This window comes from Streptomyces sp. Je 1-4 4N24 (genome assembly GCF_026239515.1).
In the GTDB taxonomy this organism is placed as follows: Bacteria; Actinomycetota; Actinomycetes; order Streptomycetales; family Streptomycetaceae; genus Streptomyces; species Streptomyces nigrescens.
Genome location: NZ_CP110836.1, coordinates 3,913,358 through 3,934,813 on the forward strand (window position 1 = coordinate 3,913,358; position 21,456 = coordinate 3,934,813).

18 protein-coding genes are annotated in these 21,456 nt (G+C 71.4%); 7 read left to right on the forward strand and 11 right to left on the reverse strand.

Annotated elements, in window-relative coordinates:
• Positions 1-18: 18 nt before the first annotated feature.
• From sigJ to SLV14N_RS16805, 5 genes are all read right to left on the reverse strand, one after another.
• A complete protein-coding gene (gene sigJ / locus SLV14N_RS16785; protein WP_263269910.1) occupies positions 19-1,053 on the reverse strand; it encodes an RNA polymerase sigma factor SigJ in 1,035 nt (344 codons plus the stop codon).
• Between the two features lie 69 nt (positions 1,054-1,122).
• Positions 1,123-1,962, reverse strand: coding sequence for a class I SAM-dependent methyltransferase (locus SLV14N_RS16790; RefSeq protein WP_263269911.1), 840 nt, complete (start codon positions 1,960-1,962; stop codon positions 1,123-1,125).
• 549 nt (positions 1,963-2,511) lie between these two features.
• On the reverse strand, positions 2,512-4,038 hold the full coding sequence (locus SLV14N_RS16795; protein ID WP_263269913.1) for a YncE family protein: 1,527 nt from the start codon (positions 4,036-4,038) through the stop codon (positions 2,512-2,514).
• 216 nt (positions 4,039-4,254) lie between these two features.
• On the reverse strand, positions 4,255-4,794 hold the full coding sequence (locus SLV14N_RS16800) for a hypothetical protein (RefSeq protein ID WP_208681685.1): 540 nt from the start codon (positions 4,792-4,794) through the stop codon (positions 4,255-4,257).
• A 139-nt stretch (positions 4,795-4,933) separates the two neighbouring features.
• Positions 4,934-5,254: a peptidase gene (locus SLV14N_RS16805; RefSeq protein WP_208681687.1), complete on the reverse strand. Its 321-nt coding sequence runs from the start codon at positions 5,252-5,254 to the stop codon at positions 4,934-4,936.
• Positions 5,255-5,437: 183 nt separating this feature from the next.
• On the opposite strand from SLV14N_RS16805, the gene SLV14N_RS16810 reads away from it, so the two are divergent.
• The gene (locus SLV14N_RS16810; RefSeq protein ID WP_263269915.1) at positions 5,438-7,996 is read left to right on the forward strand and encodes a PQQ-binding-like beta-propeller repeat protein; all 2,559 of its coding nucleotides are present in this window, start codon (positions 5,438-5,440) and stop codon (positions 7,994-7,996) included.
• A 151-nt stretch (positions 7,997-8,147) separates the two neighbouring features.
• On the opposite strand, the gene SLV14N_RS16815 is transcribed toward SLV14N_RS16810, so the two are convergent.
• Positions 8,148-8,372, reverse strand: coding sequence for a hypothetical protein (locus SLV14N_RS16815; RefSeq protein ID WP_263269917.1), 225 nt, complete (start codon positions 8,370-8,372; stop codon positions 8,148-8,150).
• A gap of 169 nt (positions 8,373-8,541) precedes the next feature.
• Here SLV14N_RS16815 and SLV14N_RS16820 point away from each other — a divergent pair, with 169 nt between their 5' ends.
• The 4 genes from SLV14N_RS16820 (at position 8,542) to SLV14N_RS16835 (ending at position 12,087) form a co-directional block, all read left to right on the forward strand.
• The gene (locus SLV14N_RS16820; protein WP_263269918.1) at positions 8,542-9,384 is read left to right on the forward strand and encodes a helix-turn-helix transcriptional regulator; all 843 of its coding nucleotides are present in this window, start codon (positions 8,542-8,544) and stop codon (positions 9,382-9,384) included.
• A complete protein-coding gene (locus SLV14N_RS16825) occupies positions 9,366-9,656 on the forward strand; it encodes a DUF397 domain-containing protein (protein WP_263269920.1) in 291 nt (96 codons plus the stop codon). Before SLV14N_RS16820 ends, SLV14N_RS16825 begins: the two co-directional genes overlap by 19 nt.
• A 197-nt stretch (positions 9,657-9,853) precedes the next feature.
• Positions 9,854-10,762, forward strand: a complete 909-nt coding sequence (locus tag SLV14N_RS16830; protein WP_263269922.1) for a LysR family transcriptional regulator — start codon at positions 9,854-9,856, stop codon at positions 10,760-10,762.
• 194 nt (positions 10,763-10,956) lie between these two features.
• Complete coding sequence (locus tag SLV14N_RS16835) at positions 10,957-12,087, forward strand: RICIN domain-containing protein (protein WP_263269924.1); 1,131 nt, start codon at positions 10,957-10,959, stop codon at positions 12,085-12,087.
• 155 nt (positions 12,088-12,242) lie between these two features.
• Here SLV14N_RS16835 and ilvD read toward each other — a convergent pair whose 3' ends face one another.
• The 4 genes from ilvD to SLV14N_RS16855 form a co-directional block, all read right to left on the reverse strand.
• Positions 12,243-14,093 carry a dihydroxy-acid dehydratase gene (ilvD, locus tag SLV14N_RS16840; RefSeq protein ID WP_263269925.1) on the reverse strand — a complete coding sequence of 617 codons (1,851 nt, stop codon included), beginning with the start codon at positions 14,091-14,093 and terminating at the stop codon, positions 12,243-12,245.
• 271 nt (positions 14,094-14,364) lie between these two features.
• A complete protein-coding gene (locus SLV14N_RS16845) occupies positions 14,365-15,015 on the reverse strand; it encodes a TetR family transcriptional regulator (protein ID WP_263269927.1) in 651 nt (216 codons plus the stop codon).
• Complete coding sequence (locus SLV14N_RS16850; RefSeq protein WP_187413045.1) at positions 15,012-15,836, reverse strand: sugar phosphate isomerase/epimerase; 825 nt, start codon at positions 15,834-15,836, stop codon at positions 15,012-15,014. The genes SLV14N_RS16845 and SLV14N_RS16850 overlap by 4 nt, the downstream gene beginning before the upstream one ends.
• Before the next feature lie 218 nt (positions 15,837-16,054).
• Positions 16,055-16,981, reverse strand: a complete 927-nt coding sequence (locus SLV14N_RS16855) for a Ppx/GppA phosphatase family protein (RefSeq protein ID WP_208681698.1) — start codon at positions 16,979-16,981, stop codon at positions 16,055-16,057.
• A 77-nt stretch (positions 16,982-17,058) separates the two neighbouring features.
• Between SLV14N_RS16855 and SLV14N_RS16860 the strand changes: the two genes are divergently transcribed.
• Entirely contained in the window at positions 17,059-17,922 is an 864-nt protein-coding gene (locus SLV14N_RS16860) for a hypothetical protein (protein ID WP_208681699.1), read from the forward strand.
• Between the two features lie 51 nt (positions 17,923-17,973).
• On the opposite strand, the gene SLV14N_RS16865 is transcribed toward SLV14N_RS16860, so the two are convergent.
• Positions 17,974-19,722, reverse strand: a complete 1,749-nt coding sequence (locus tag SLV14N_RS16865) for a sigma-70 family RNA polymerase sigma factor (RefSeq protein ID WP_263269929.1) — start codon at positions 19,720-19,722, stop codon at positions 17,974-17,976.
• Positions 19,723-19,970: 248 nt separating this feature from the next.
• Here SLV14N_RS16865 and radA point away from each other — a divergent pair, with 248 nt between their 5' ends.
• Complete coding sequence (gene radA / locus SLV14N_RS16870; RefSeq protein WP_263269931.1) at positions 19,971-21,383, forward strand: DNA repair protein RadA; 1,413 nt, start codon at positions 19,971-19,973, stop codon at positions 21,381-21,383.
• Positions 21,384-21,456 lie beyond the last annotated feature (73 nt).

A 21,456-nucleotide genomic window follows, 5' to 3' on the forward strand; every position in this document is an offset into this window, starting at 1 on the left:
GGTTGGCGGCCGTCCTGATCACAGCCGGTCGAGGTCCAGGTGGGCGAGCTTGTCGGGGTTGATGACGGCGTCCACCTCCGTGATCTGGCCAGCGTGGACGGTGAAGGCGAACACTCCGGACTGCTCGCCCGCCGGGTCGACGAAGACCAGCCCGGTGGCGCCGTTGACCTCCGCCAACGACACCCGCAGCCCCTCCCGTTGGGCGCCACGCGTGACCAGGCCCTGCACATAGCGGGCCACCTTCTCGCGGCCCAGCACCGGCCGGCGCGCGGCGGACACCTTGCCGCCGCCGTCCGAACGCCAGATGACCTCGGGGTCGAGGACGGACAGCAGCGCCTCGAAATCGCCGCCCATGACGGCGGAGAGGAAGGCCTCGACGGTGCGGCGGTGCTCTGCCCGGTCGACGGTGCGGCGCGGCGCCTCGGCCCGTACGCGCTTGCGGGCGCGGGAGGCCAGCTGCCGTACGGAATCCGGGGTGCGGCCGACCGCCTCGGCGATCTCCGGGAACGGGACCGAGAAGACGTCATGGAGGATGAAGGCGGTGCGTTCGGCCGGGGTGAGCCGTTCCAGGACGGTCAGCAGCGCCATCCCGACGGATTCGTCGAGGGTGACCCGGTCCTCGGGGCCGGGGCCGCCGGGGCCCTCGGGGACGGCGCCGCCCAGGGGCAGCGGACCGCCGGTGCCGTGGAGCAGCGGCTCCGGCAGCCAGGGCCCTACGTAGGTCTCGCGGCGGGCGCGGGCCGAGCCCAGCAGGTCGTAGCAGATGCGGCTGACGACGGTGGTGAGGTAGCCGCGCGGGCTGGCCACAGTCTGCTCACCCGGTAGCGACTGCCAGCGCAGCCAGGCCTCTTGGACGGCGTCATCGGCGTCGGTGACCGTGCCCATGATCCGGTAGGCGATGGCCCACAGCCGTCCGCGCTGCTCCTCGAACTGCGCGAGCCGGTCCCCGGCCGGGCCGTTCGCCACTCGTCCGGGCACGCCCGCACCCGTCCCCGGCTCCGTCCCCGTCTCCTGCTCCTGCTCCTGCTCCTGCTCCTGCTCCTGCTCCGTCATCGTCCGCTCCCCTGTTGTCCGTTCCCGCCGTCTCGGCCCTGCGTCGTACTCCGCGGCGGCCTGCACCCCTTAGGACGGGGTGGGTGGCCGGAGTGTGACAGTCAGGTCGAGGGCGTAGGCCTCCTCGACGATGCCGTCCGGGAAGACGTCGCGCAGGGCGGCCCGCTCGGCCGCTAGGACGGGGGCGGCGGCCGCCGGGCCGATGGCGGAGAAGTATGAGCGGCTGCCCAGCATCGCGAGGTGGGTGTCGAGCGGGACGCGCCGGGTCCAGTGCAGGACCCGGGAGACGGGGTGCAGGCCGAGTCCGAGGTCGCGGATCAGGTCAGCGGCCTCCGGCGCAACGCTGTGGCTGTGGTAGTCCGGCAGGCGGCGGGCGATCCTGGCCTCCTGTTCGGCGGCCCATTCGACGTCCGGGTCGGGGATGTTCCACCACAGGGCGAGCGCGCCGCCGGGGCGCAGCACCCTCAGCGCCTCCGGGACGGAGCGTGCCGGGTCGGTCCAGTGCCAGGCCTGTGCGTAGCCGACGAGGTCGAAGGCCGCGTCGTCGCGGAACGGCAGCGCGTCGCCGAGGGCGCGGACGAGGGGGACGTCGGGGTGGGCGGTGTGCAGCTCGGTGGCCATGGCGGCGCCCGGCTCCACGGCGGTGACCCGCGCACCGCGCTCGGCCAGCAGCTTGGTCGCGATACCGGTGCCGGCTCCGACGTCCAGCACCCGCGCCCCCGCCAGCGGTTGCCCGGCCAGCTCCTCGATCGCGTCGAAGAGCGCCGGTGGGTAGCCGGGGCGGGCGGCGGCGTACTGGGCGGCCACCGCGTCGAAGGCGCGGGCGAGGGTGGCGTGGTGTGGTGGCGTCGGGGGCTGCAACGGCTGTGGCGTCGGGGGGAGTTGCTCCTGCTCGGTTCGGTGCGGCATGCGGGGCATCATGCCGGGCGCGGGGTGGGGTTGGTGCGGGTTGCCGTGGGCTGGGGGCGGTGAGGGTTGCCGTGGGCTGGGCGCCGGTGCGGGTTTGCCGTGGGCTGGGGCCGGTTCGCTGTCGCTTGGTGGGTGGTGGGTCGGAGGGGACGCCCGGTAATCCTCCCCCAGCCTTCGGCCGGGAGGTGCCCCCATCGGCGCGGGCGGCCCTGGTCCCGGAGGTTGGGAGCCCCGGCGTTCGCTCCGGTCCTGCGGGCGGCTCACCGGACATCCCCTCCGACCGCCGTACGTGCGCGGCTCTCCCACCGTACCGATCACCGTCACCAACCCCATACGGCCCCCTTGGCAGGCAGCTGGCCATCGCCCGCAGATTGGGCACGGCCGACGTCTGGGCTGTGTCCACGAACAGCGCTCCGGCTGGGTGACGATGTGCTCGACCACGTATGCACCGACGTCGTCGAGCACATCGCCGGGTTCCGGCCGCAGGAGTTCACCAGCCGGTGGATCCGGTCAGGCCGACCGGCCGGAGCCGGTTCCCGCGGCTCGTTGCTAGGGGGTCAGGATCTCCCCGTGGGCGCTGGAGGGCAGCAGGGTGCCGGTGCCCGCGAAGGTGGCGTCGTAGCCGCCGTTGGCGAGGATGAGCGGGAAGGTGAGGGTCTCGTCCAGCTTGGCGGTGCCTTGGGCGTTGGTGGTGGCGGTTCCCAGGATGTGCGTGCCGGTTTTGAAGGTGATGGTCTGGCCGGACACGGGCAGGCCGGTGACCAGGTCCTTCAGCGTGGCGGTCAGGAACGGGAAGTACACGTGCGGCGGGAACAGTTTCGCCAGCGCCGGGGTGGCGGTCAGCGAGGTGGCGTGGCCGGCAGAGACGTAGGTGAAGCCGTTCACCAGGCTGGCGCAGCCACCGTCGGTGGTGACGGTGACGGTCGCCGGGCCGGGCGCGCCGGGCGGGGTGAAGGCGTGGATCGCGGTGCCGCCGGGGTTGACGTTGACGCCGGTGGCGGGGTTGCCGCCGATGGTGACAGTGGCGCCGGTGAGGTTGGTGCCGAGGAGGGTCACCGGCGTTCCGCCGGTTGTGGACCCCTGGTTGGGGGTGATGCTGGTCAGGGTGGGGAACGGCGGGATGACGCTCACGTCGTCCGAACCCTGGTTGGTGACGTAGATCTTGCCGTTGGGGGCGACCGCGACAGCGAACGGGTTGGTGCCGACGGGGATGGGGGTGCAGACGACGGTGTTGGTGTTGGTGTCGATCACCGTCACGTCGTCCGAGTTCACGTCGGCCACGTAGGCCTTGCCGTTGGGGGCGACTGCTATCCCGGCCGGGTTGATGCCGGGGGCGACGGGGATGGGGGCGCCCACGACGGTGTTGGTGGTGGTGTTGAGCACCGTCACATTGTTCGAGGAGAAGGCGGTCACGTAGGCGTTGCCGTTGGGGGCGACCGCCACCCCGAGAGGGGTCGTGCCGACGGGGATGCTGGGGACGGTGACGGTGTTGGTGGCGGTGTCGATCACCGTCACGTCGTTGGAGCCCAGGTTGGTGACGTAGGCGTTGCCGTTGGGGGCGACCGCCACCCCGTACGGGTTGATGCCGACGGTGATGATGGGGACGATGACGGTGTCCGTGGCGGTGTCGATCACCGTCACGGTGAAGTCGCCCAGGTTGGTGACGTAGGCGTTGCCGTTGGGGGCGACTGCCACCCCGATAGGGGTCGTGCCGACGGTGATGCTGGGGACGAGGACGGTGTTGGTGGCGGTGTCGATCACCGTCACGGTGTTCGAGCCACGGTTGACGACGTAGGCCTTGCCGTTGGGGGCGACCGCCACCCCGATCGGATTGATGCCGACGGGGATGCTGGGGACGATGACGGTGTCCGTAGCGGTGTTGATCACGGACACATCGTTCGACGCGGTGTTGGTCACATAGGCGTTGCCGTTGGCGGCGACCGCGACCCCGACCGGCTGGTCGCCCACCGGGACCGTCGTCAGTGCCAGTAGCCTGATCGGCGCTGCCGTCCGGGCCGCGGGGAGGTTGGTGGCCGAAAGCAGCCCCGGCAGCCCCGGCTGGAAGTTCGTACTCATGCTGACCCCTTCGGGTAGGGGCCGCCCTTGGCCTGCCAGGCCGGCCGGGGCGTCGGCACAGGCCCGCAGATCCTCTCCGGGGCATCACGACACAGAACACGCCGTCAAACGCAGCGGGCCGCCCATCCCGAGGAGGGTATGGGCAGCCCATCGGTTTCGTTCCCCCCTGCGATGCCCGCCCCGCACGCCGGCGAAACACCCACCGCAATTGCCGTACTAGCGGCGCTTCTTGGGCCTGGGCTTCTTGGCGGCCGGGTTGCCGGTGCGGGCACCCCGGCGGCGTTCGTGGCGTTCGCGGGCGGCGGTGTACTCGGTGCGGTGCAGCTTCTCCCCGGGGGCCTCGACGAGGCTGCGGCAGAAGTAGGCGAGCAGCGAGCCGATGAAGCCGATGAACATCAGGCTCTGCGCGGACTTGTCGGCAGCGCTCTCGGCGGCCGGGTCACGGCGGCGGACGAAGCCGTCCCAGGTGCGGCGGAAGGCCAGGGCACTGCAGATGGCGAAGCCGGCGACGACGAGGATGCCGACGAACGGGCCGACGGCGGCGATCTCCAGGCCCTGGAACGCGAAGCGCAGGACGGCCGCGCCGGCCGCGGCGAGCGCGAGCGAGCCCACCGCGACGCCGGCCCGGCGCAGGCCGTAGCCGCCGTCGTGGTGGAGCCAGGTGGTGCCGAAGAACCGGATCGCCTCCGGCTCGGGACCGCCGGACGCGTTGCCGCCGGGCTCCGGGCTCGCCGAGGGCCGCTGCTCATCGCTCATGGCATCGATTATCCCCGGCGGGCCCGGTCACCCGGCGACCTGTGGCCCCGGGGTGCCCGGGAGGCGGGCCGGGCTGGCGTGGACCGAGCCTGCGCGCCGCCCCGGCCGTCGTCCACGGCCCCGCGGCGCGCGCCGTGCCTCAGCTCGTGCAGAGCGGCGCGACCATGTCGCTGCTGCCGGTGCGGACGTACGTATCGGAGATGTACTGGCCGGGCCCGATGTTGTCCCAGATGTCCGAGGTGCCGTACGGGCCGCTGACCTTCTGGCCGTGCCGCTGGCAGCGGATCTGGATCCGGGCGCCCTCGGCGAGCTGGCGGACGACCGGGGAGTCGGTGCTGGGGCCCTGGCGGACCTTGACGCGGTAGCCGGGCGCGATGGGGTAGGTGAGACCGCCCGCCGCGGCGGCGAGCGCCTGGCCGTCGGCCGCTTCCACGGCGCCCTGATGGTCCTGTGTGGTCATTTCGTGTTCCCCCGTTGATGGTGTGATGGTGATGGTGCCCGAGGGGCCGCTCGTGCCGCCGCTCGGTGCGGTGCTGCAACGCGCACGCTAGCAAGCCTCGTTCAACTCGTACGCACCATCGACTAGGCTCCGCGCGTCGCACCTGCGACCGAATGGCACGGGTAATGACACGGGGGTGGAACCATGCCATCGCTGCGCGATTCCGGCATCGGCCCGGAAGCGGAGCATCCGGAATACGCCGGCCAATACCGCCTGGAGGCGCGGCTCGGCTCCGGCGGCATGGGCGTGGTCCATCTGGCGCGCTCGTCCTCCGGGCTGCTGCTCGCGGTCAAGGTCATCCATGCCGAATTCGCCCAGGACCCGGAGTTCCGCGGGCGGTTCCGGCAGGAGGTGGCGGCCGCGCGGCGGGTCAGCGGGGCCTTCACGGCGCCCGTCGTGGACGCCGATCCTGATGCCGAACGGCCCTGGATGGCGACCCTCCACATTCCCGGCCCGACGCTCTCCGATCATGTGAAGCGGAATGGCCCGCTGGCGGTCGACGAGGTGCGGAGGCTGGCATCGGGGCTCGCCGAGGCGCTGCGCGACATCCATCGCGCCGGGGTGGTGCACCGCGATCTGAAGCCCGGAAATGTGCTGCTGGCCACAGATGGGCCAAAAGTCATCGACTTTGGTATCTCGCGGCCCTCCGACAGTGAAATGCGCACCGAGACCGGGAAATTGATCGGCACCCCGCCGTTCATGGCGCCCGAACAGTTCCAGCGGCCGCGCGAGGTGGGCCCGGCGGCGGATGTCTTCGCACTGGGTTCGGTGCTGGTGCATGCCGCCACCGGACGCGGCCCGTTCGACTCGGAGAGCCCGTATCTCGTCGCGTATCAGGTGGTGCACGACGAGGCCGATCTGGCGGGTGTGCCCACGGAGTTGGTGCCGCTCGTCGAGAGCTGTCTGGCGAAGGATCCGGCGGACCGGCCGACACCGGATGCGCTGATGGAGCTGCTGCGGACGGACGCGTCCGCGGACGTGCCGATCGGCGGTCTGATGCCGGGCAGGGGCGTCCCTGGAGGGGTCGTGCCGGGCGGTGTCGTGCTGGGTGATGTCCTGCCGGGCGGCGTCGTGCCGGGTGACGCGGTGCCCTACGGCGCAGCGGCGGTCGAGGCCGTGACGGGTGAGGCCGTGACGGGTGAGGCGCTGCCGGACGGCTCAGTAGGTGGCGCATCGGTGTCCGACGGCGTGGTGCCCGCGGCGCGGATACCGGAGCAGCGGCAGCCGGAGCGGCTCCGCCCGGAGCAGCCGCAACCGCATCCGGTACGGGCCGAGGCCGCCCCGTCGCGCGCCGAGACCACGCATGTCCGCGCCCCCGCGCCCGTCGACCACCTCGACGGCCCGGGGCTCCCCGACGATGCCGGACGCCCCGAGGCCCCGGAACTCCCCGCCGCCCTCGCCACGCCCCACCGCCCTGCCCGCTCCCGTACCCGCTCCCCCTCCCGCTCCCGTTCCGCCTCTCGCCTCCGTGCCCGCCGCTGGCCCCTCTGGGCCGCCGTCGCCCTCGTCGTGACCGGCGCCGGCACGTACGCGGGCGTCCAGACGCTGTCCCCGGGTGGCGCCGGACCGGACCCGGCCCTGCAGACCCACCCCTCGCGCAACGGCCGCGCCGACTTCCACCCGTGGCGCACCACCCTCGTCGAACGCCCCAAGGGCTACGACGCCGAACTGCCGCACTGCACCACCGGTTCCGGCGCCGTCTTCTGCGGTCAGCCCGGCATGCTGGCCGCGCGGCTCGACCCGGACTCCGGCCGGGTGGCATGGCGGAGCAAGGACCCCACCGCCACCGGCAAGAACGCGGCGAAGAAGGCCGTGTCCCGGACCGCACCGGTGCTCTCCGGCGGGCTGCTGTACGTCTTCTCCAACGACGGCAGCCGACTGCTGGCCCTCGACCCGTCGGCGGACGGCGAGGGCGCCACCCGCTGGAGCAAGGACGTCTCCGGGTACGAGGGCGGCGCCAAGGTCGTCGGCAACCGCATCCTGCTGGCCGCGGCGGACGGCACGGTCACCGCACTGGACAGCACCACCCACCGGCAGCGCTGGCAGAAGCGGTTCCCGGGGCATCAGCTGCCCCTCTTCTCGGCGTTCGGCGACGCGCACACCGCCTACGCGGCCGAGGGCACCCCCGACGGGAAAGCCACCCAGGTCACCGCCATCGACCCGGCCGCCGGCAAGGTCCGCTGGTCGCGGCGGCTGCCCGGGGTGCTCGCCGTGGCCGGTTCCGGTGCGTCCGGGGCGCTGTATCTGACCGTCACCGACCCGACGCTCTCGTACCGCACCACCGCCGTCGTCCGCTACGACCCGGCCACCGGGCACAGCCGCCGCCTCAAGCTGACCGCACCGCTGGACGGTGCGTCCGCCGTGGTGCACGGCGAGTCGGTGTACCTGCTGGCCGAGGGCGGCTCCCTCCAGGCCGTCGGCCGACGGAAATGGGACACCGAGACCTCGGTGAGCCGGGGCTCGGCGCCGGTGGTGAGCGGCGGCCGGCTGTACTTCACGGCGGCGGACGGCCGGCTCCTCGCGGTCGACGCCACATCGGGTGAGCTGCTGGGGCAGACGCCGCCGCGGATGTCCGGCCGCCACAACGGCTTCGTGGAGACGCTCCCGGCCCCGCGTACGGACGGCCCGGACGGCCCGATCTACGCGGCGGCGCCGGACGGGACGGTCTTCGCAGCGGCGACGAAGGACCCGGCGGGCTGGTGACGGGACGGCCCGCCGTCCTGGTGGCAGTGGCAGGTGCAGGGCTCGCGCCGCACCCCGGGCACGGTGACGGCCTCGGGCACGGCGATGCCCTTGTCGCACGCCGGATGCCTGCCGACATGGCACGCCGGAGAGACGTACGGGGCGCGCCCACTCACGCGGCCGCCCGCTTGAGCACCGCGATGAGCTTGCGCGTCGTCTCCACGTTGCAGCGCCCCAACTCCACCAGGACGCGCGGCGGTTCATAGCCGTACGTCACCGGGTCCACCATCAGTGACGGCAGCACGATCCCGGTCCGCCGCAGCACGGCGGCCAGCTCCTCACACACCGCTTCGGCCTCGGCCATCCCCTCGGCCTCCGCCCGTCGTTCCCTGGTCATAAGTGCCCGCTCCCGTCTGCCGTTTCCCTGCGTGAGGCCCCGGAGCGCCACTACTGTGCGTGTTCCGGCCCTTACGAGAATGGACCGGAAAAGGGCGCGAATGCTGCTTGCAGGCTGTATTTCGCGACCACGCACCGTTAGTTCCACACCTTCCACGGAGGAGGTCGCCATGCCACCGAGGCGAGCTGTCACCGGTCGCAGCCAGGAGCCACGCCAACGATTCGTGGAAGAGCTGCGATTACTACGGGCCCAGAAGGGCGACAGCCTCCGGCAGCTCGGCGACGTACTGGGCTGGGACTGGTCGCTGTTCGGGAAGATGGAGAGCGGGCAGACCCTGGGCAGCCCGGAGGTCGCGCAGGCCCTGGACCAGCACTACGGGACGCCGGGACTACTGCTGACGTTGTGGGAGTTGGCGGTGGCAGATCCCACGCAGTTCAAGGAGCGGTACCGGCGGTACATGACCTTGGAAGCGGAAGCGTTGAGCTTGTGGCACTACGCGGTGAGCGTTCTGCCTGGCCTGCTCCAGACGGAAGGTTACGCACACGACGTACTCGTGGTGGGTGGCACGAAAGGCGAAGAGCTGACACGGCAGGTCGAAGCTCGCGTGGGGCGCCGCAAGCTGCTCATGGGGGACGAAGCGCCACCCTTCCGGACCATCCTGTCCGAGGCCGTGTTGCGAACGCCGCTGGACGATGCCGAGGAGTGGCGAAAGCAGCTTGCGCACCTGGCAGAGGCTGCCGAGCGCCCGAACCTCACACTTCAGGTGCTCCCTCATGACGCTGGCCCGCACGGCTTGGTCAGTACCGCTGTGATGTTTCTGCGACTGCCGGACGGCCGCACAGTGGCCTATACGGAGAACGCCCACCGTGGCGAACTCATCGAGGAAACAAGTTCCGTTGAGCGTCTGCAACGCGCGTACGATGCGGTGCGTGACCTGGCGTTGAGCCCGGCCGAATCGCGGAAGTTCGTCATGCGGATGTTGGAGGAAGTGCCGTGCGAGCCATCGACTTGAGCAACATCACCTGGCGCAAGAGCACGTACAGCAACCCAGACGGCGGCGAGTGCATCGAGGTCTCCGACGACCTCCTGACCACCGCCACTTGGCGCAAGTCCAGCTACAGCAACTCTGACGGCGGCCAGTGCATCGAAGTCAGCACCGACTTCCCCGCCCTCGTCCCCGTACGCGACAGCAAGGACCCCCACGGCCCGGCACTCCTCTTCGACGCCGCCGCCTGGGCATCCTTCGTCACCGCCGTGAAGAACGCCCAACTCCCCGGCGTCTGACGCCTCTCGCGCCCTACGAGATCGGCCCCCGTCACAACGACGGGGGCCGATCTCTGTTACATGCTCATCATCTGGCCATGGAGAAACGGCCACATAAGTCCCTGAACGTAGCCCTTATGCGTGCCTTATCCGCGCATTCCGGCCATCAGGCCGGTTCCCGACCGTCCCTGACCGCCTCTGCCTGCGGAGACACGTACATGAAGCTCAACTTGCACCGGCTGTGGGTCTTCGAGCAGGTCGTGGCGTGCGGGGGGTTCTCCGCCGCGGCGCGGAAGCTCTATATGAGCCAGCCCTCGGTCTCCCAGCATGTGCACAAGCTGGAAGTCTCGTTGCGTACCACCCTCATCGACCGGTCCGGTCCGCGCCTGCGGCTGACGGCTCAAGGTGAGGTGCTCCTCCAGTACGCCCAGCAGATCTCGTCCCTCGCGCAAGAGGTCGCCGCCGCCATCGACCGGGTGTCCGCTGCCCCTGCGGGGCGCCTCCTAGTGGGCGGCACGAGCACCTACAGCAGCCATCTGCTCCTGCCGGTGTTCGGCCGGTTCGCCGAGCTCTTTCCTGGTGTCGAGCGCCAGCTGAGGACCGGCAACACCACGGAGATCCTCCGGCAGCTGGCGGATGGCGAGGTGCGTCTGGCCGTCCTGCCCGGCTACCAGGGGGGAGCGTCACCGCATCACCGCATGGAGCCGATCCTGGAGGAGCAGCTCGTCCTTGTCGCGCCGCCTGGGCATCCACTGGCCGGGCGCGCGGCGACCCCGGCCGACCTGGCGCAGCAGCGCTTCCTGTTCCGGGAAGAGGGCTCTGCGACGCGTAGGGCACAGGGTGACGCCCTGGCCCTCTGGGGGCTGCCGCCCTCGCGGTGTCCTGGGGTCACGGGGAACGAGACGCTCAAGCAGGCGGTGATCGCCGATCTCGGTATCGCCGTGATGCCGCAGCGTTGCGTGGCCCAGGAACTACGGGACGGGCACCTGGCGTTGCTCAGACCCGACCCGGGGCTGCCCGCCTGCACCATCGTGCTGGCCACCTCCCGCGAGACCGCGCTCTCGCCGGCCGAGCAGGAATTCGCCCGCCTGCTCCGCACCATGAGTGACGCCGCGAGTGACGCATAGCCTTTTACCTATGGCCCCATTATTGAGAACGGGGTGTTCCCTCTGCCCAACTCCGTTGAAGATATGAGCGTCGACGTAAGCACAAGGTAAGTCGACGCATTACTCAAGGTACGGACAGGACGAGGGGACTGAATGTGAAAACCGTCAGATCACGGGTTATGCGGGTGCGCTCTTTGCTGGTCGCATTCTCCGCCATGGCATTCGTGGCCGCCACGATTTCACCGCTGGGGGCGGGTCAGGCGCAAGCTGCGGAAGGGGATTGCGCGCAGGAGCTGGAGTGCCTGATCGTCGCCAGCGAAATGGAGGACGACGCGCGGGTGCTGGAGATCGCGCGCGGCTGGCACGGTGATGGTGCGGATGGGCCGGGGAGGGCCTACATCTTCCCCAACAAGAACAGCGAAAATCAGCGGTGGCAGTTCCGGAACACCGGCGACGGCAGCTTCCAGATGGTCGTCCGCGACAGCAAGAAGTGCCTGTCGATGGGGGAGCATGGATGGTGGCTGGAGCAAGACTGCAGCAATACCGCTGAACAGAAGTGGTACCTCCAGCCGTCACCGTCCGGCGGGTTCATGATCCGCTCGGTGAAGGACGACCTGTGCCTGAACGCACTCGGCGGGCACTCCGGGAAGGACATCTACGACTCGAATCGGGTGGGCTCTTACACCTGCGCGTCGGGCGATGAAGGCTCCGTCTTCAACATCTACGACCTCGCAGGTCCGGACGCGCCGAGCGGCAACACTCAGGCGATGATGAACCTCGCAGCCGAGTACGCGATGACCAAGTGCGACAAGGACCACTCCTACTGCAAGTGGGAGACCACGCAAAAGAGTGAGCCTACCCGCGGAAAGCCGATCTGCCGCGGCAGGCCCGTGCTCAGCTCGGGGCCGGGAGCCTCGTCGACCAAGTTCATCCAGTCAGAGAAAAGCATCAATTCCGAAACCGTCGGGGGATTCGTCCAGAATTCCCAAGAGACAGGTATAGAGGTGACGCTCGGGAAGCCGGACGTGGCCTCGCTGAAGATCGTTAACAAGTTCACCAATACCTGGCAGAGCAACTATGCCCGTACCGTGGGTGAAGAAAAGGTCTGGCAACAGGAAGTGTGGCGCGACATTCCCACTGGCCAGTGGGGGTGGCTGGTAGAGACGCCCATGACCCGGCAACTGACCGGCAAGTTCATCTTCGCCCAGAACGACTGGGCGCAGTGGGAGTTCAACGGCGACAGCACCAACCCGATGACCACCAAGGTCGTTCTCGGCGGAAACGGGGACAGCAACAACTCGCTGTGGGAGGTCAAGATCGGACCGAATCCCCCGACGAACTGCTGACATCCACTCCGCAGCCCCGGCACCGGTTCACAGACCGTGGTCAAAGCCGGAGCACGGCACGGTGCCGGCGGTCGTATCCCACGACCGCCGGCACCGTGCTGTGTCCTGCCGTGTCCTACTGGGCCTTGCTGGTGCCCTGCTGTGTGCGCCCCGGCTCAGCCCAGCTTGCTCACGTCCCGCACCGCGCCCTTGTCCGCGCTGGTCGCCATCGCCGCGTACGCGCGCAGCGCCTGCGAGACCTTTCGTTCGCGCTGCTTGGGGGCGTAAACGCCGCCCAGGGCCTCCCGGCGGGCCGCCAACTCCTCATCGCTGACGAGGAGTTCGATGCCGCGGTTCGGGATGTCGATGCGGATGCGGTCGCCGTCCTCGACGAGGGCGATGGTGCCGCCGGCCGCCGCCTCGGGGGAGGCGTGGCCAATGGACAGGCCGGACGTGCCGCCGGAGAAGCGGCCGTCGGTGACCAGGGCGCAGGTCTTGCCCAGGCCGCGGCCCTTGAGGAAGGACGTCGGGTAGAGCATCTCCTGCATGCCGGGGCCGCCCTTGGGGCCCTCGTAGCGGATGACGACGACGTCGCCCTCCTTGACCTGCTTCTTGAGGATCTTGTCGACGGCCTCCTCCTGCGACTCGCAGACCACGGCAGGGCCCTCGAAGGTCCAGATGGACTCGTCGACACCGGCGGTCTTCACGACGCAGCCGTCCTCGGCGATGTTGCCCTTGAGGACCGCCAGGCCTCCGTCGACGGAGTAGGCGTGCGCCATGTCGCGGATGCAGCCGCCGGCCGCGTCCACATCGAGGGAGTCCCAGCGCTCGGACTGTGAGAAGGCGGTCGCGGAGCGCTTGCAGCCGGGGGCCGCGTGCCACAGCTCGACGGCCTCGTCGGAGGGGGAACCGCCGCGCACGTCCCAGGTCTTGAGCCAGTCCTCGATCGAGGCGCTGTGGACGGTGTGCACGTCCTCGTTGAGGAGGCCGCCGCGGTAGAGCTCACCGAGGATGGCGGGGATGCCGCCGGCGCGGTGCACGTCCTCCATGTAGTACGTGCCGCCGGGGGCGACGTTCGGGGCGACCTTCGCCAGGCAGGGCACCCGGCGGGAGACGGCGTTGATGTCGTCCAGGTCGAAGTTCAGGCCGGCTTCCTGCGCCGCGGCGAGCAGGTGCAGGATCGTGTTCGTCGAGCCGCCCATGGCGATGTCCAGGGCCATGGCGTTCTCGAAGGAGGCGCGGGAGCCGATGTTGCGCGGCAGGACGGTGTGGTCGTCCTCGTCGTAGTGCCGCTTGGTGATCTCGACGACCGTGCGGCCGGCGTTCTCGTACAGCGCCTTGCGGGCGGTGTGGGTGGCCAGCGTCGAGCCGTTGCCGGGCAGCGAGAGGCCGATGGCCTCGGTCAGGCAGTTCATCGAGTTGGCGGTGAACATGCCCGAACAGGAGCCGCAGGTCGGGCAGGCGTTCTCCTCGATGCGGAGGATGTCCTCGTCGGAGATCTTGTCGTTGACGGCGTCGGAGATCGCGTCGACCAGGTCGAGGGTGCGTACGGTGCCGTCGACGAGGGTCGTCTTGCCGGACTCCATCGGGCCGCCGGAGACGAAGACGGTCGGGATGTTGAGCCGCATCGCGGCCATCAGCATGCCGGGCGTGATCTTGTCGCAGTTGGAGATGCAGATCAGCGCGTCCGCGCAGTGCGCCTCGACCATGTACTCGACGGAGTCGGCGATCAGGTCGCGGGAGGGCAGGCTGTAGAGCATGCCGCCGTGGCCCATCGCGATGCCGTCGTCGACCGCGATGGTGTTGAACTCGCGCGCGATGCCGCCCGCGGCGTGGATCGCCTCGGAGACGATCCGGCCGACCGGCTGGAGGTGGGTGTGGCCGGGCACGAACTCGGTGAAGCTGTTGGCGACCGCGATGATCGGCTTGCCGAAGTCCTCGCGCGCTACGCCGGAGGCCTGCATAAGGGCTCGGGCGCCGGCCATGTTGCGGCCATGGGTAACGGTGCGGGACCTCAGATCAGGCACGATGGGTCACTCCCTCGGGATCGTCCGTACGACCGCCGCTGCCGGTACCTGGCCCCTGGCCGCGTACCGGGCGGCGTCATATATCAGCTCCTGTCGAGATTACGCTCCTGATCCAAGATCTGGACAGCCTCTCCGGCATGTGAGACGGCTGACCGCAGTGCGGACAGCGGATCGGGGGGAGTTCTCGCAGGTCGGGGACCGTCGACGGGCCGATGAGGCGCCTCGTGGGGTGCTTGTCAGGGCTGTGTCACGGCTGGCGTCACGGCTGGCGTCACGGCTGTGTCAGATAGCGCTGGAGGGTCGGCGCGACCATGGTGATGATCTCCTCCGGGTCCGCGGAGGCGATCGGGTCCATCTTGATCACATAGCGCAGCATGGCGATCCCGATGAGGTGCCCGGCGGCCAGCTGTACCCGGAACTCCGGGTCGGGGACGTCCAGTTCGCCCGCGACCCGCTGGAGCATCCGGCGCTCGATGAGGCCGCGCAGCACGGCCGCGGCGGTGTCGTTGGTCAGCGCCGAGCGCATGATCGCCAGCAGCGGCTGCCGGCTGACCGGGTTCTCCCAGACGCCGAACATGAAGCGGGCCATCCGCTCGCCCACGTCCGCACCGCCGCCCGCGAGGGCGTCCGGCATGGTCAGCGCGGGCGCGAAGGTCAGCTCGATGGCCGCCGCGAAGACCTGCTCCTTGGTGCCGAAGTAGTGGTGGACCAGCGCCGCGTCCACCCCGGCCGCCTTGGCGATACCACGCACCGAGGTCTTGTCGTAGCCGCGATCGGCGAACTCCGTACGGGCCGCGGCCAGGATGCGGTCCCGGGCGCCGGGACCGGCCTCGGCGGCGGCGCGGGCCGGGCGGCCCCGGCGGCGGGCCGGTGCGGGCGGTGTACCGGGCCCCGGGGACGCCTCGTCCCGGCCACCGGTCACGAGCCGGGGACCCGGTTCGGCGAGGCGAGATGCAGCCGGGTGAAGGCCAGCGCCTCGGCCAGGTCGGCCTCGCGTTCGGCGGCGGACATCGCCCGCCGGGTGTTGACCTCGACGACCACATGGCCGTCAAAACCGGTCGCGGCCAGCCGCTCCAGCACCGCGGCGCAGGGCTGGCTGCCGCGGCCCGGGACCAGATGCTCGTCCTTGGCGGAGCCGTTGCCGTCGGCGAGGTGGACATGCGCCAGCCGGTCGCCCATCCGCCCCACCATCTCCAGCGCGTCATTGCGCGCGGTGGCGGTGTGCGACAGATCGACGGTGAAGTGCCGGTAGTCGTCGTTGGTGGGGTCCCAGTCGGGCGCGTAGGCGAGCATCTCGCGGTCCCGGTAGCGCCACGGGTACATGTTCTCGACGGCGAATTTCACGTCCGTCTCGTGCGCCATCCGCCACACTCCGCGGACGAACTCCCGCGCATAGCTGCGCTGCCAGCGGAACGGCGGGTGCACGACCACCGTCGAGGCGCCCAGCTTCTCCGCGGCGTTGCGGGCGCGCTGCAGCTTGACCCACGGATCGGTGGACCAGACCCGCTGGGTGATCAGCAGACACGGTGCGTGGACGGCCAGCACCGGGACGCCATGGTAGTCCGAGAGCCGGCGCAGCGCGTCGATGTCCTGGCTGACCGGATCGGTCCACACCATGACCTCGACGCCGTCGTAGCCGAGGCGCGCGGCGATCTCGAAGGCCGTCGCCGTCGACTCCGGATACACCGAGGCCGTGGACAGCGCGACCTTCGCATCCGGGATGCGCACCACTGGCTCTGTCACGAAGGACAGCGTACGGGCCGGGGCTGTGCACAGGGCAGGAGGTCCAGGCAGCCGCGCCCCGCCGCCGGCGGCCCGTCCCCGTGGGCGGGGAGGCCGGAACGGGCGCTACCGGGGCGACACGGCCGGCGGGGGCGTGACGAGACTCACGCGCACCGGCGCGCCAGGACCTGTCCGATGGGTCAGGGCCGGATAGGCAGCGCATGCCCCTGGGACACGCCCTACGGCAGGTGGTCCAGCCGCCGCAGAATGACGCCCTCGCGCAGCGCCCACGGACAGATCTCCAGCGTCTCGACCCCGAACAGGTCCATCGCCGCCTCGGCGACCAGCGCCCCGGCGAGCAGCTGCCGCGAGCGCCCCTCGGACACTCCCGGCAGCGCCACCCGCTCCTCCGCGGACATCGCGCCCAGCCGCGGCACCCACTCCTCCAGCTTCTTGCGGGTCAGCTCACGCTGGACGTAGAGGCCCTCAGCGGAGCGCGCGGCGCCCGCGATCCGGGCCAGCTGCTTGAAGGTCTTGGACGTGCCGACGACCTGGTCGGGGGTGCCGTAGCGGCTGAATTCGCTCACCACCTTGGCGATCTCGGCCCGCACCCGGCGGCGCAGCGTCCGGACGTCGTCGGAGTCCGGCGGGTCGCCGGGCAGGTCGCCCGCGGTCAGCCGGCCGGCGCCCAGCGGCAGCGACACCGCCACGTCCGGGTCCTCGTCGAGGCCGTAGGCGATCTCCAGCGAGCCGCCGCCGATGTCCAGCACCAGCAGCCGGCCGGCGGACCAGCCCAGCCACCGGCGGGCGGCGAGGAAGGTGAGCCGTGCCTCGTCCTCACCGGAGAGCACCTGCAGCTCGGCATCGGTCTCCAGGGCGACCCGGCGCAGCACGTCCTCCCCGTTGGTGGCCTCGCGGATCGCCGACGTGGCGAACGGGAGCACACTCTCGACGCCCTTGTCCTCGGCCACCTGCAGCGCCTCGTGGATGGTGGCCACCAGACGCTCCACTCCGGGATCGCTTATCGCCCCGGCCCCGTCGAGGAGTTCGGCCAGGCGCAGCTCCGCCTTGTGCGAATAGGCGGGCAGCGGGCGCGCGCCCGGGTGTGCGTCCACCACCAGGAGATGGACCGTATTCGAACCCACATCGAGGACACCGAGTCTCATACGGGGAAACCTACTGCGCGCGCCGTCCGCTCCTGTCGGCGCGGTCCGCACCCGTCGCTCCCCCTTACGCTGGAGTCGTGGCAAAGACGAAAAAGGCGAAGCACGAAAAAGCGCTCAAGAAGGAAGAAAAGCGGCGCGCCCAGGCGGCCGAGGGGCACCGGGCCCCGGCCGACGAGGTCGGGCTCGACTTCGCCCGCGCCTGGGTCACCTTCCCGGACCCGGGCGACGACGAGCAGCTCTTCCGCTGTGACCTGACCTGGCTGACGTCCCGCTGGACCTGCATCTTCGGCAGCGGCTGCCAGGGCATCCAGGCCGGCCGGGCGGACGACGGCTGCTGCACGCTCGGCGCGCACTTCTCGGACGACGACGACGAGAAGCGGGTGGCCGAGCATGTGGCACGGCTCACGCCCGACCTGTGGCAGTACCACGACGTGGGCACCCAGACCGGCTGGATCGAGGAGGACGAGGACGGCGACCGCCAGACCCGGCGCTGGGAGGGCTCCTGCATCTTCCAGAACCGCCCCGGCTTCCCGGCCGGTGCGGGCTGCTCGCTGCACATCCTCGCGCTGCGCGAGGGCCGCGAGCCCCTGGAGACCAAGCCGGACGTCTGCTGGCAGCTGCCGGTCCGGCGCACCTACGACTGGATCGACCGGCCGGACGACACCCAGATCCTGCAGGTGACGATCGGCGAGTACGACCGCCGCGGCTGGGGCCCCGGCGGCCATGACCTGCACTGGTGGTGCACGTCGGCGACCTCGGCGCACGGCGCGGGCGAACCGGTCTACGTCACCTACAAGCCCGAGCTGACCGAGCTGATGGGCAAGAAGGGCTACGCCAAGCTCGCCGAGCTGTGCGAGGAGCGGCTGGCGGCGACGCTGCCGATGGCGCCGCATCCGGCGGACCCCCGGCCCCCGAAGAAGTCGCAGAAGCCGCAGAAGTAGGCGCACCCCGGGGCCGCCGGGACCCACCGGGGCCGGCGGCCCCGGGTGCGCTCAGCGGGCCGGATGCGTCGTGTTCGACGGTGTCGAGGACGGGTCCGGGCCGGTCGGCTTCGGCGTCGGACTCGGCGGCGTGGGCGTGGGCGTGGGCGACGGGGACGTCGGGGTCGTCGTGGGCGTCGGCTTCGGGGCCGGCGGGGTCGGCTTCGGATGCGGGGACGTCGGACGCTGCGGGCCGGGCGCCGGGCCGGTCACGCCATGGCCGTGCATCGTGACGACGGTGCCACCGGGCTCGATGGCGATCCTGGCCCGCCAGTGGCCCGCCGGCTCCCGGTCGTGGTCGATATAGACCGTGATCGTCGTGGACTCGCCCGGCCGCAGTGCGCCCGCCGTATGACTCATCTGCAGCCAGGCCGCGCCCGCCGACGCCCGCCAGCGCACCGGGGTGCCGCCCGAGGCGCTGAGCGTGATGACCGTGGTCCGGCCGCGGGGCTCGGCGGCGACGGTCAGCCGGCCGGGGCCCGACTCCGCCCGGCCGCCCGGCCGCTGCGGGGTGCCGTCCGCGCTGATCACCTCGACGGACACATCGGGCGTCCCGTCGCCCGCCGTGAAGCCGGGCCCGGGTGTCGTCCTGGCGTTGCCGGCGTTCTCGTACGGGCGGCCGCCCAGCCGCGGCCCCGGTTCCGTGTCGCTGGCCGTCACCGAGGGCGAGTCGTCCGCCGCCACATCGGTGGCGGGGCCGCCCCGGTACGCCGCCCACAGGGCCAGCACCGGCGCCGCGACGACCGTGGCGACCACGGTGGTGGTCAGCGCCCGGCTGCGCAGCCGGCGCCGGCGGGCCACCCGGTCCTTCGGGGGGCCCACGGGGAATCCACTGCGGTCATAGCGAGGAGAACCGTTTGCCCCACTAGCCCGGCCGCCGCCTCCCGCACCGGCCACCCCTTCCGCGCGGCCCGACTTGGCGCGCCGGGCCGCGGCCAGCGCGCCGAACACGGCCTCCATGGGCGCGGTGACCAGCGGCAGGGTGCCCTGGGGCACCGGCGCGGTGCCCGGCCAGGTCCCCGGCGCTGTGGCCCGCTCCGCGGTCCGCCGGCACTCGGCGCAGTCGTCGACATGGCGCACCAGCTCGCGGCTCAGCGCCGCGCCCAGCAGCATCTGGGTGTCGCCCGCCAGCCGCGCGACCTCACGGCAGCGGCCGGACTCGACGACGGCCAGCGCCGCCCGGGTCCGTTCGACCTCGCAGGACGCGGTGGCCAGCAGGGCGCGGGTGGCGATCGGGTCGGCGCCGAGCACCGCGGCGACCTCGTCCGCCGAGAGGTGATGGCGCACCGAGAGCTCCAGCGCCTCGCGTTGCTCGGGGGTGGTGCCCGCGGCCTCCGGCCAGGCCAGCGCGGCGAGTTCACGCTGCCGGCGCTCGGCCTCGCGGGCCGCTCCGGGGCCCGGCTTCCCGGCGGCCGGCACGGTCCGCTCGGCGAGCCGGCGCAGACAGGCCCAGCGGGCCAGGGCGTAGAGCCAGGAGCGGTGCAGCGCCGGGTCGGCGGGGCGGCGGCCGCGGTGCCGCTCGGCGAGCGCGAGCGTCTCGCCGAGCACCGCGGTCGCGGCGTCGTGTTCGCACAGCACCGACAGGCAGTAGGTGAACAGCCCGTCCAGATAGGGCTGGTAGCCGTCGCGGCTCCCGTCCGGGGGGCGCGCGGCGTCCGGGCCGGGCCGCTCGGACGGCTGCGAACGGTTCCGGCGCCGCGCGTCGCCGCGCGACCGGTGTGCGCCGGTGGAGTGCGTGGGGTGCTCGGGCCTGCTGCTCATCACCCCGGCGACGGTAGGCGGATGATGCAGCCCTGCTTGCTCGCGTTGGACACTTTTAACCCTTACGGGTGACCATCTCCCTCAAAAGGGGACACGAATAGCTCTTTACACGGGCGCTGCACTCCGTATGCGCCACTCGGTCGGCGCAACCGCCGGCATCGGGCGCCCCCGCCCCCGAAGACCTTGGCCGGGCCCCCTCCGCGAGAGCTCCCGGCGGCATTGTCGGACCCCGCCGCTACGGTGACCCCATGGCAACGCGTAAATCGTCGGGCAAGGAGCGTCCCTCCTACCGCTGCACCGAATGCGGCTGGACCACCGCGAAATGGCTCGGCCGCTGTCCCGAGTGCCAGGCATGGGGCACGGTCGAGGAGTTCGGCGGCGCCCCCGCGGTGCGCACGACCGCGCCCGGCCGCGTCACCACCGCCGCCCTGCCCATCGGCCAGGTCGACGGCAGGCAGGCCACCGCCCGCTCCACGGGCGTGCCCGAGCTGGACCGCGTCCTGGGCGGCGGGCTGGTCCCCGGCGCCGTCGCCCTGCTGGCCGGCGAGCCCGGTGTGGGCAAATCCACCCTGCTGCTGGACGTCGCCGCCAAGGCCGCCTCCGACGCCCACCGCACGCTGTATGTCACCGGCGAGGAATCCGCGAGCCAGGTACGGCTGCGCGCCGACCGCATCGGCGCCCTCGACGACCATCTGTATCTGGCCGCCGAAACCGACCTGTCGGCGGTGCTCGGCCATCTGGACACGGTCAAGCCGTCGCTGCTGATCCTCGACTCGGTGCAGACCGTCGCCTCCCCCGAGATCGAAGGGGCGCCCGGCGGTATGGCCCAGGTCCGCGAAGTGGCCGGCGCACTGATCCGGGCCTCCAAGGAACGCGGTATGGCCACCCTCCTGGTGGGCCATGTCACCAAGGACGGCGCCATCGCCGGACCGCGCCTGCTGGAGCATCTCGTCGATGTCGTCCTCCACTTCGAGGGCGACCGGCACGCCCGGCTCCGTCTGGTCCGCGGCGTCAAGAACCGCTACGGCACCACCGACGAGGTCGGCTGCTTCGAGCTGCACGACGAAGGCATCGTCGGCCTCGCCGACCCCTCCGGCCTCTTTTTGACCCGCCGCGCCGAACCGGTGCCCGGCACCTGCCTGACCGTGACCCTGGAGGGCCGCCGCCCCCTGGTCGCCGAGGTCCAGGCGCTGACCGTCGACTCCCAGATCCCCTCCCCCCGGCGCACCACCTCCGGCCTGGAGACCTCCCGGGTCTCGATGATGCTCGCCGTCCTGGAACAGCGCGGCCGGATCAGCTCCCTGGGCAAACGCGACATCTACAGCGCAACGGTCGGCGGCGTGAAGCTGACCGAGCCCGCCGCGGACCTCGCCGTGGCCCTCGCACTGGCCAGCGCGGCCAGTGACACCCCCCTGCCGAAGAACCTGGTCGCCATCGGCGAAGTGGGGCTCGCGGGCGAGGTCAGACGGGTCACGGGCGTCCAGCGCCGGCTGTCCGAGGCGGCCCGGCTCGGCTTCACCCACGCCCTCGTCCCCTCCGACCCCGGCAAGATCCCCGACGGGATGCGGGTGCTGGAGGTCGCCGACGTCGGACAGGCACTCAGCGTGCTGCCCAAGCGGGTCCGCCGGGAGGCCCCACAGGAAGAGGGCGCACGCCGGTAGACTTTGCCCTGGTCTCGCCCGTCACCGCAGAATTGCCTGTCGGCCACGTACGCTCCGCTGGTACGTCAACCAC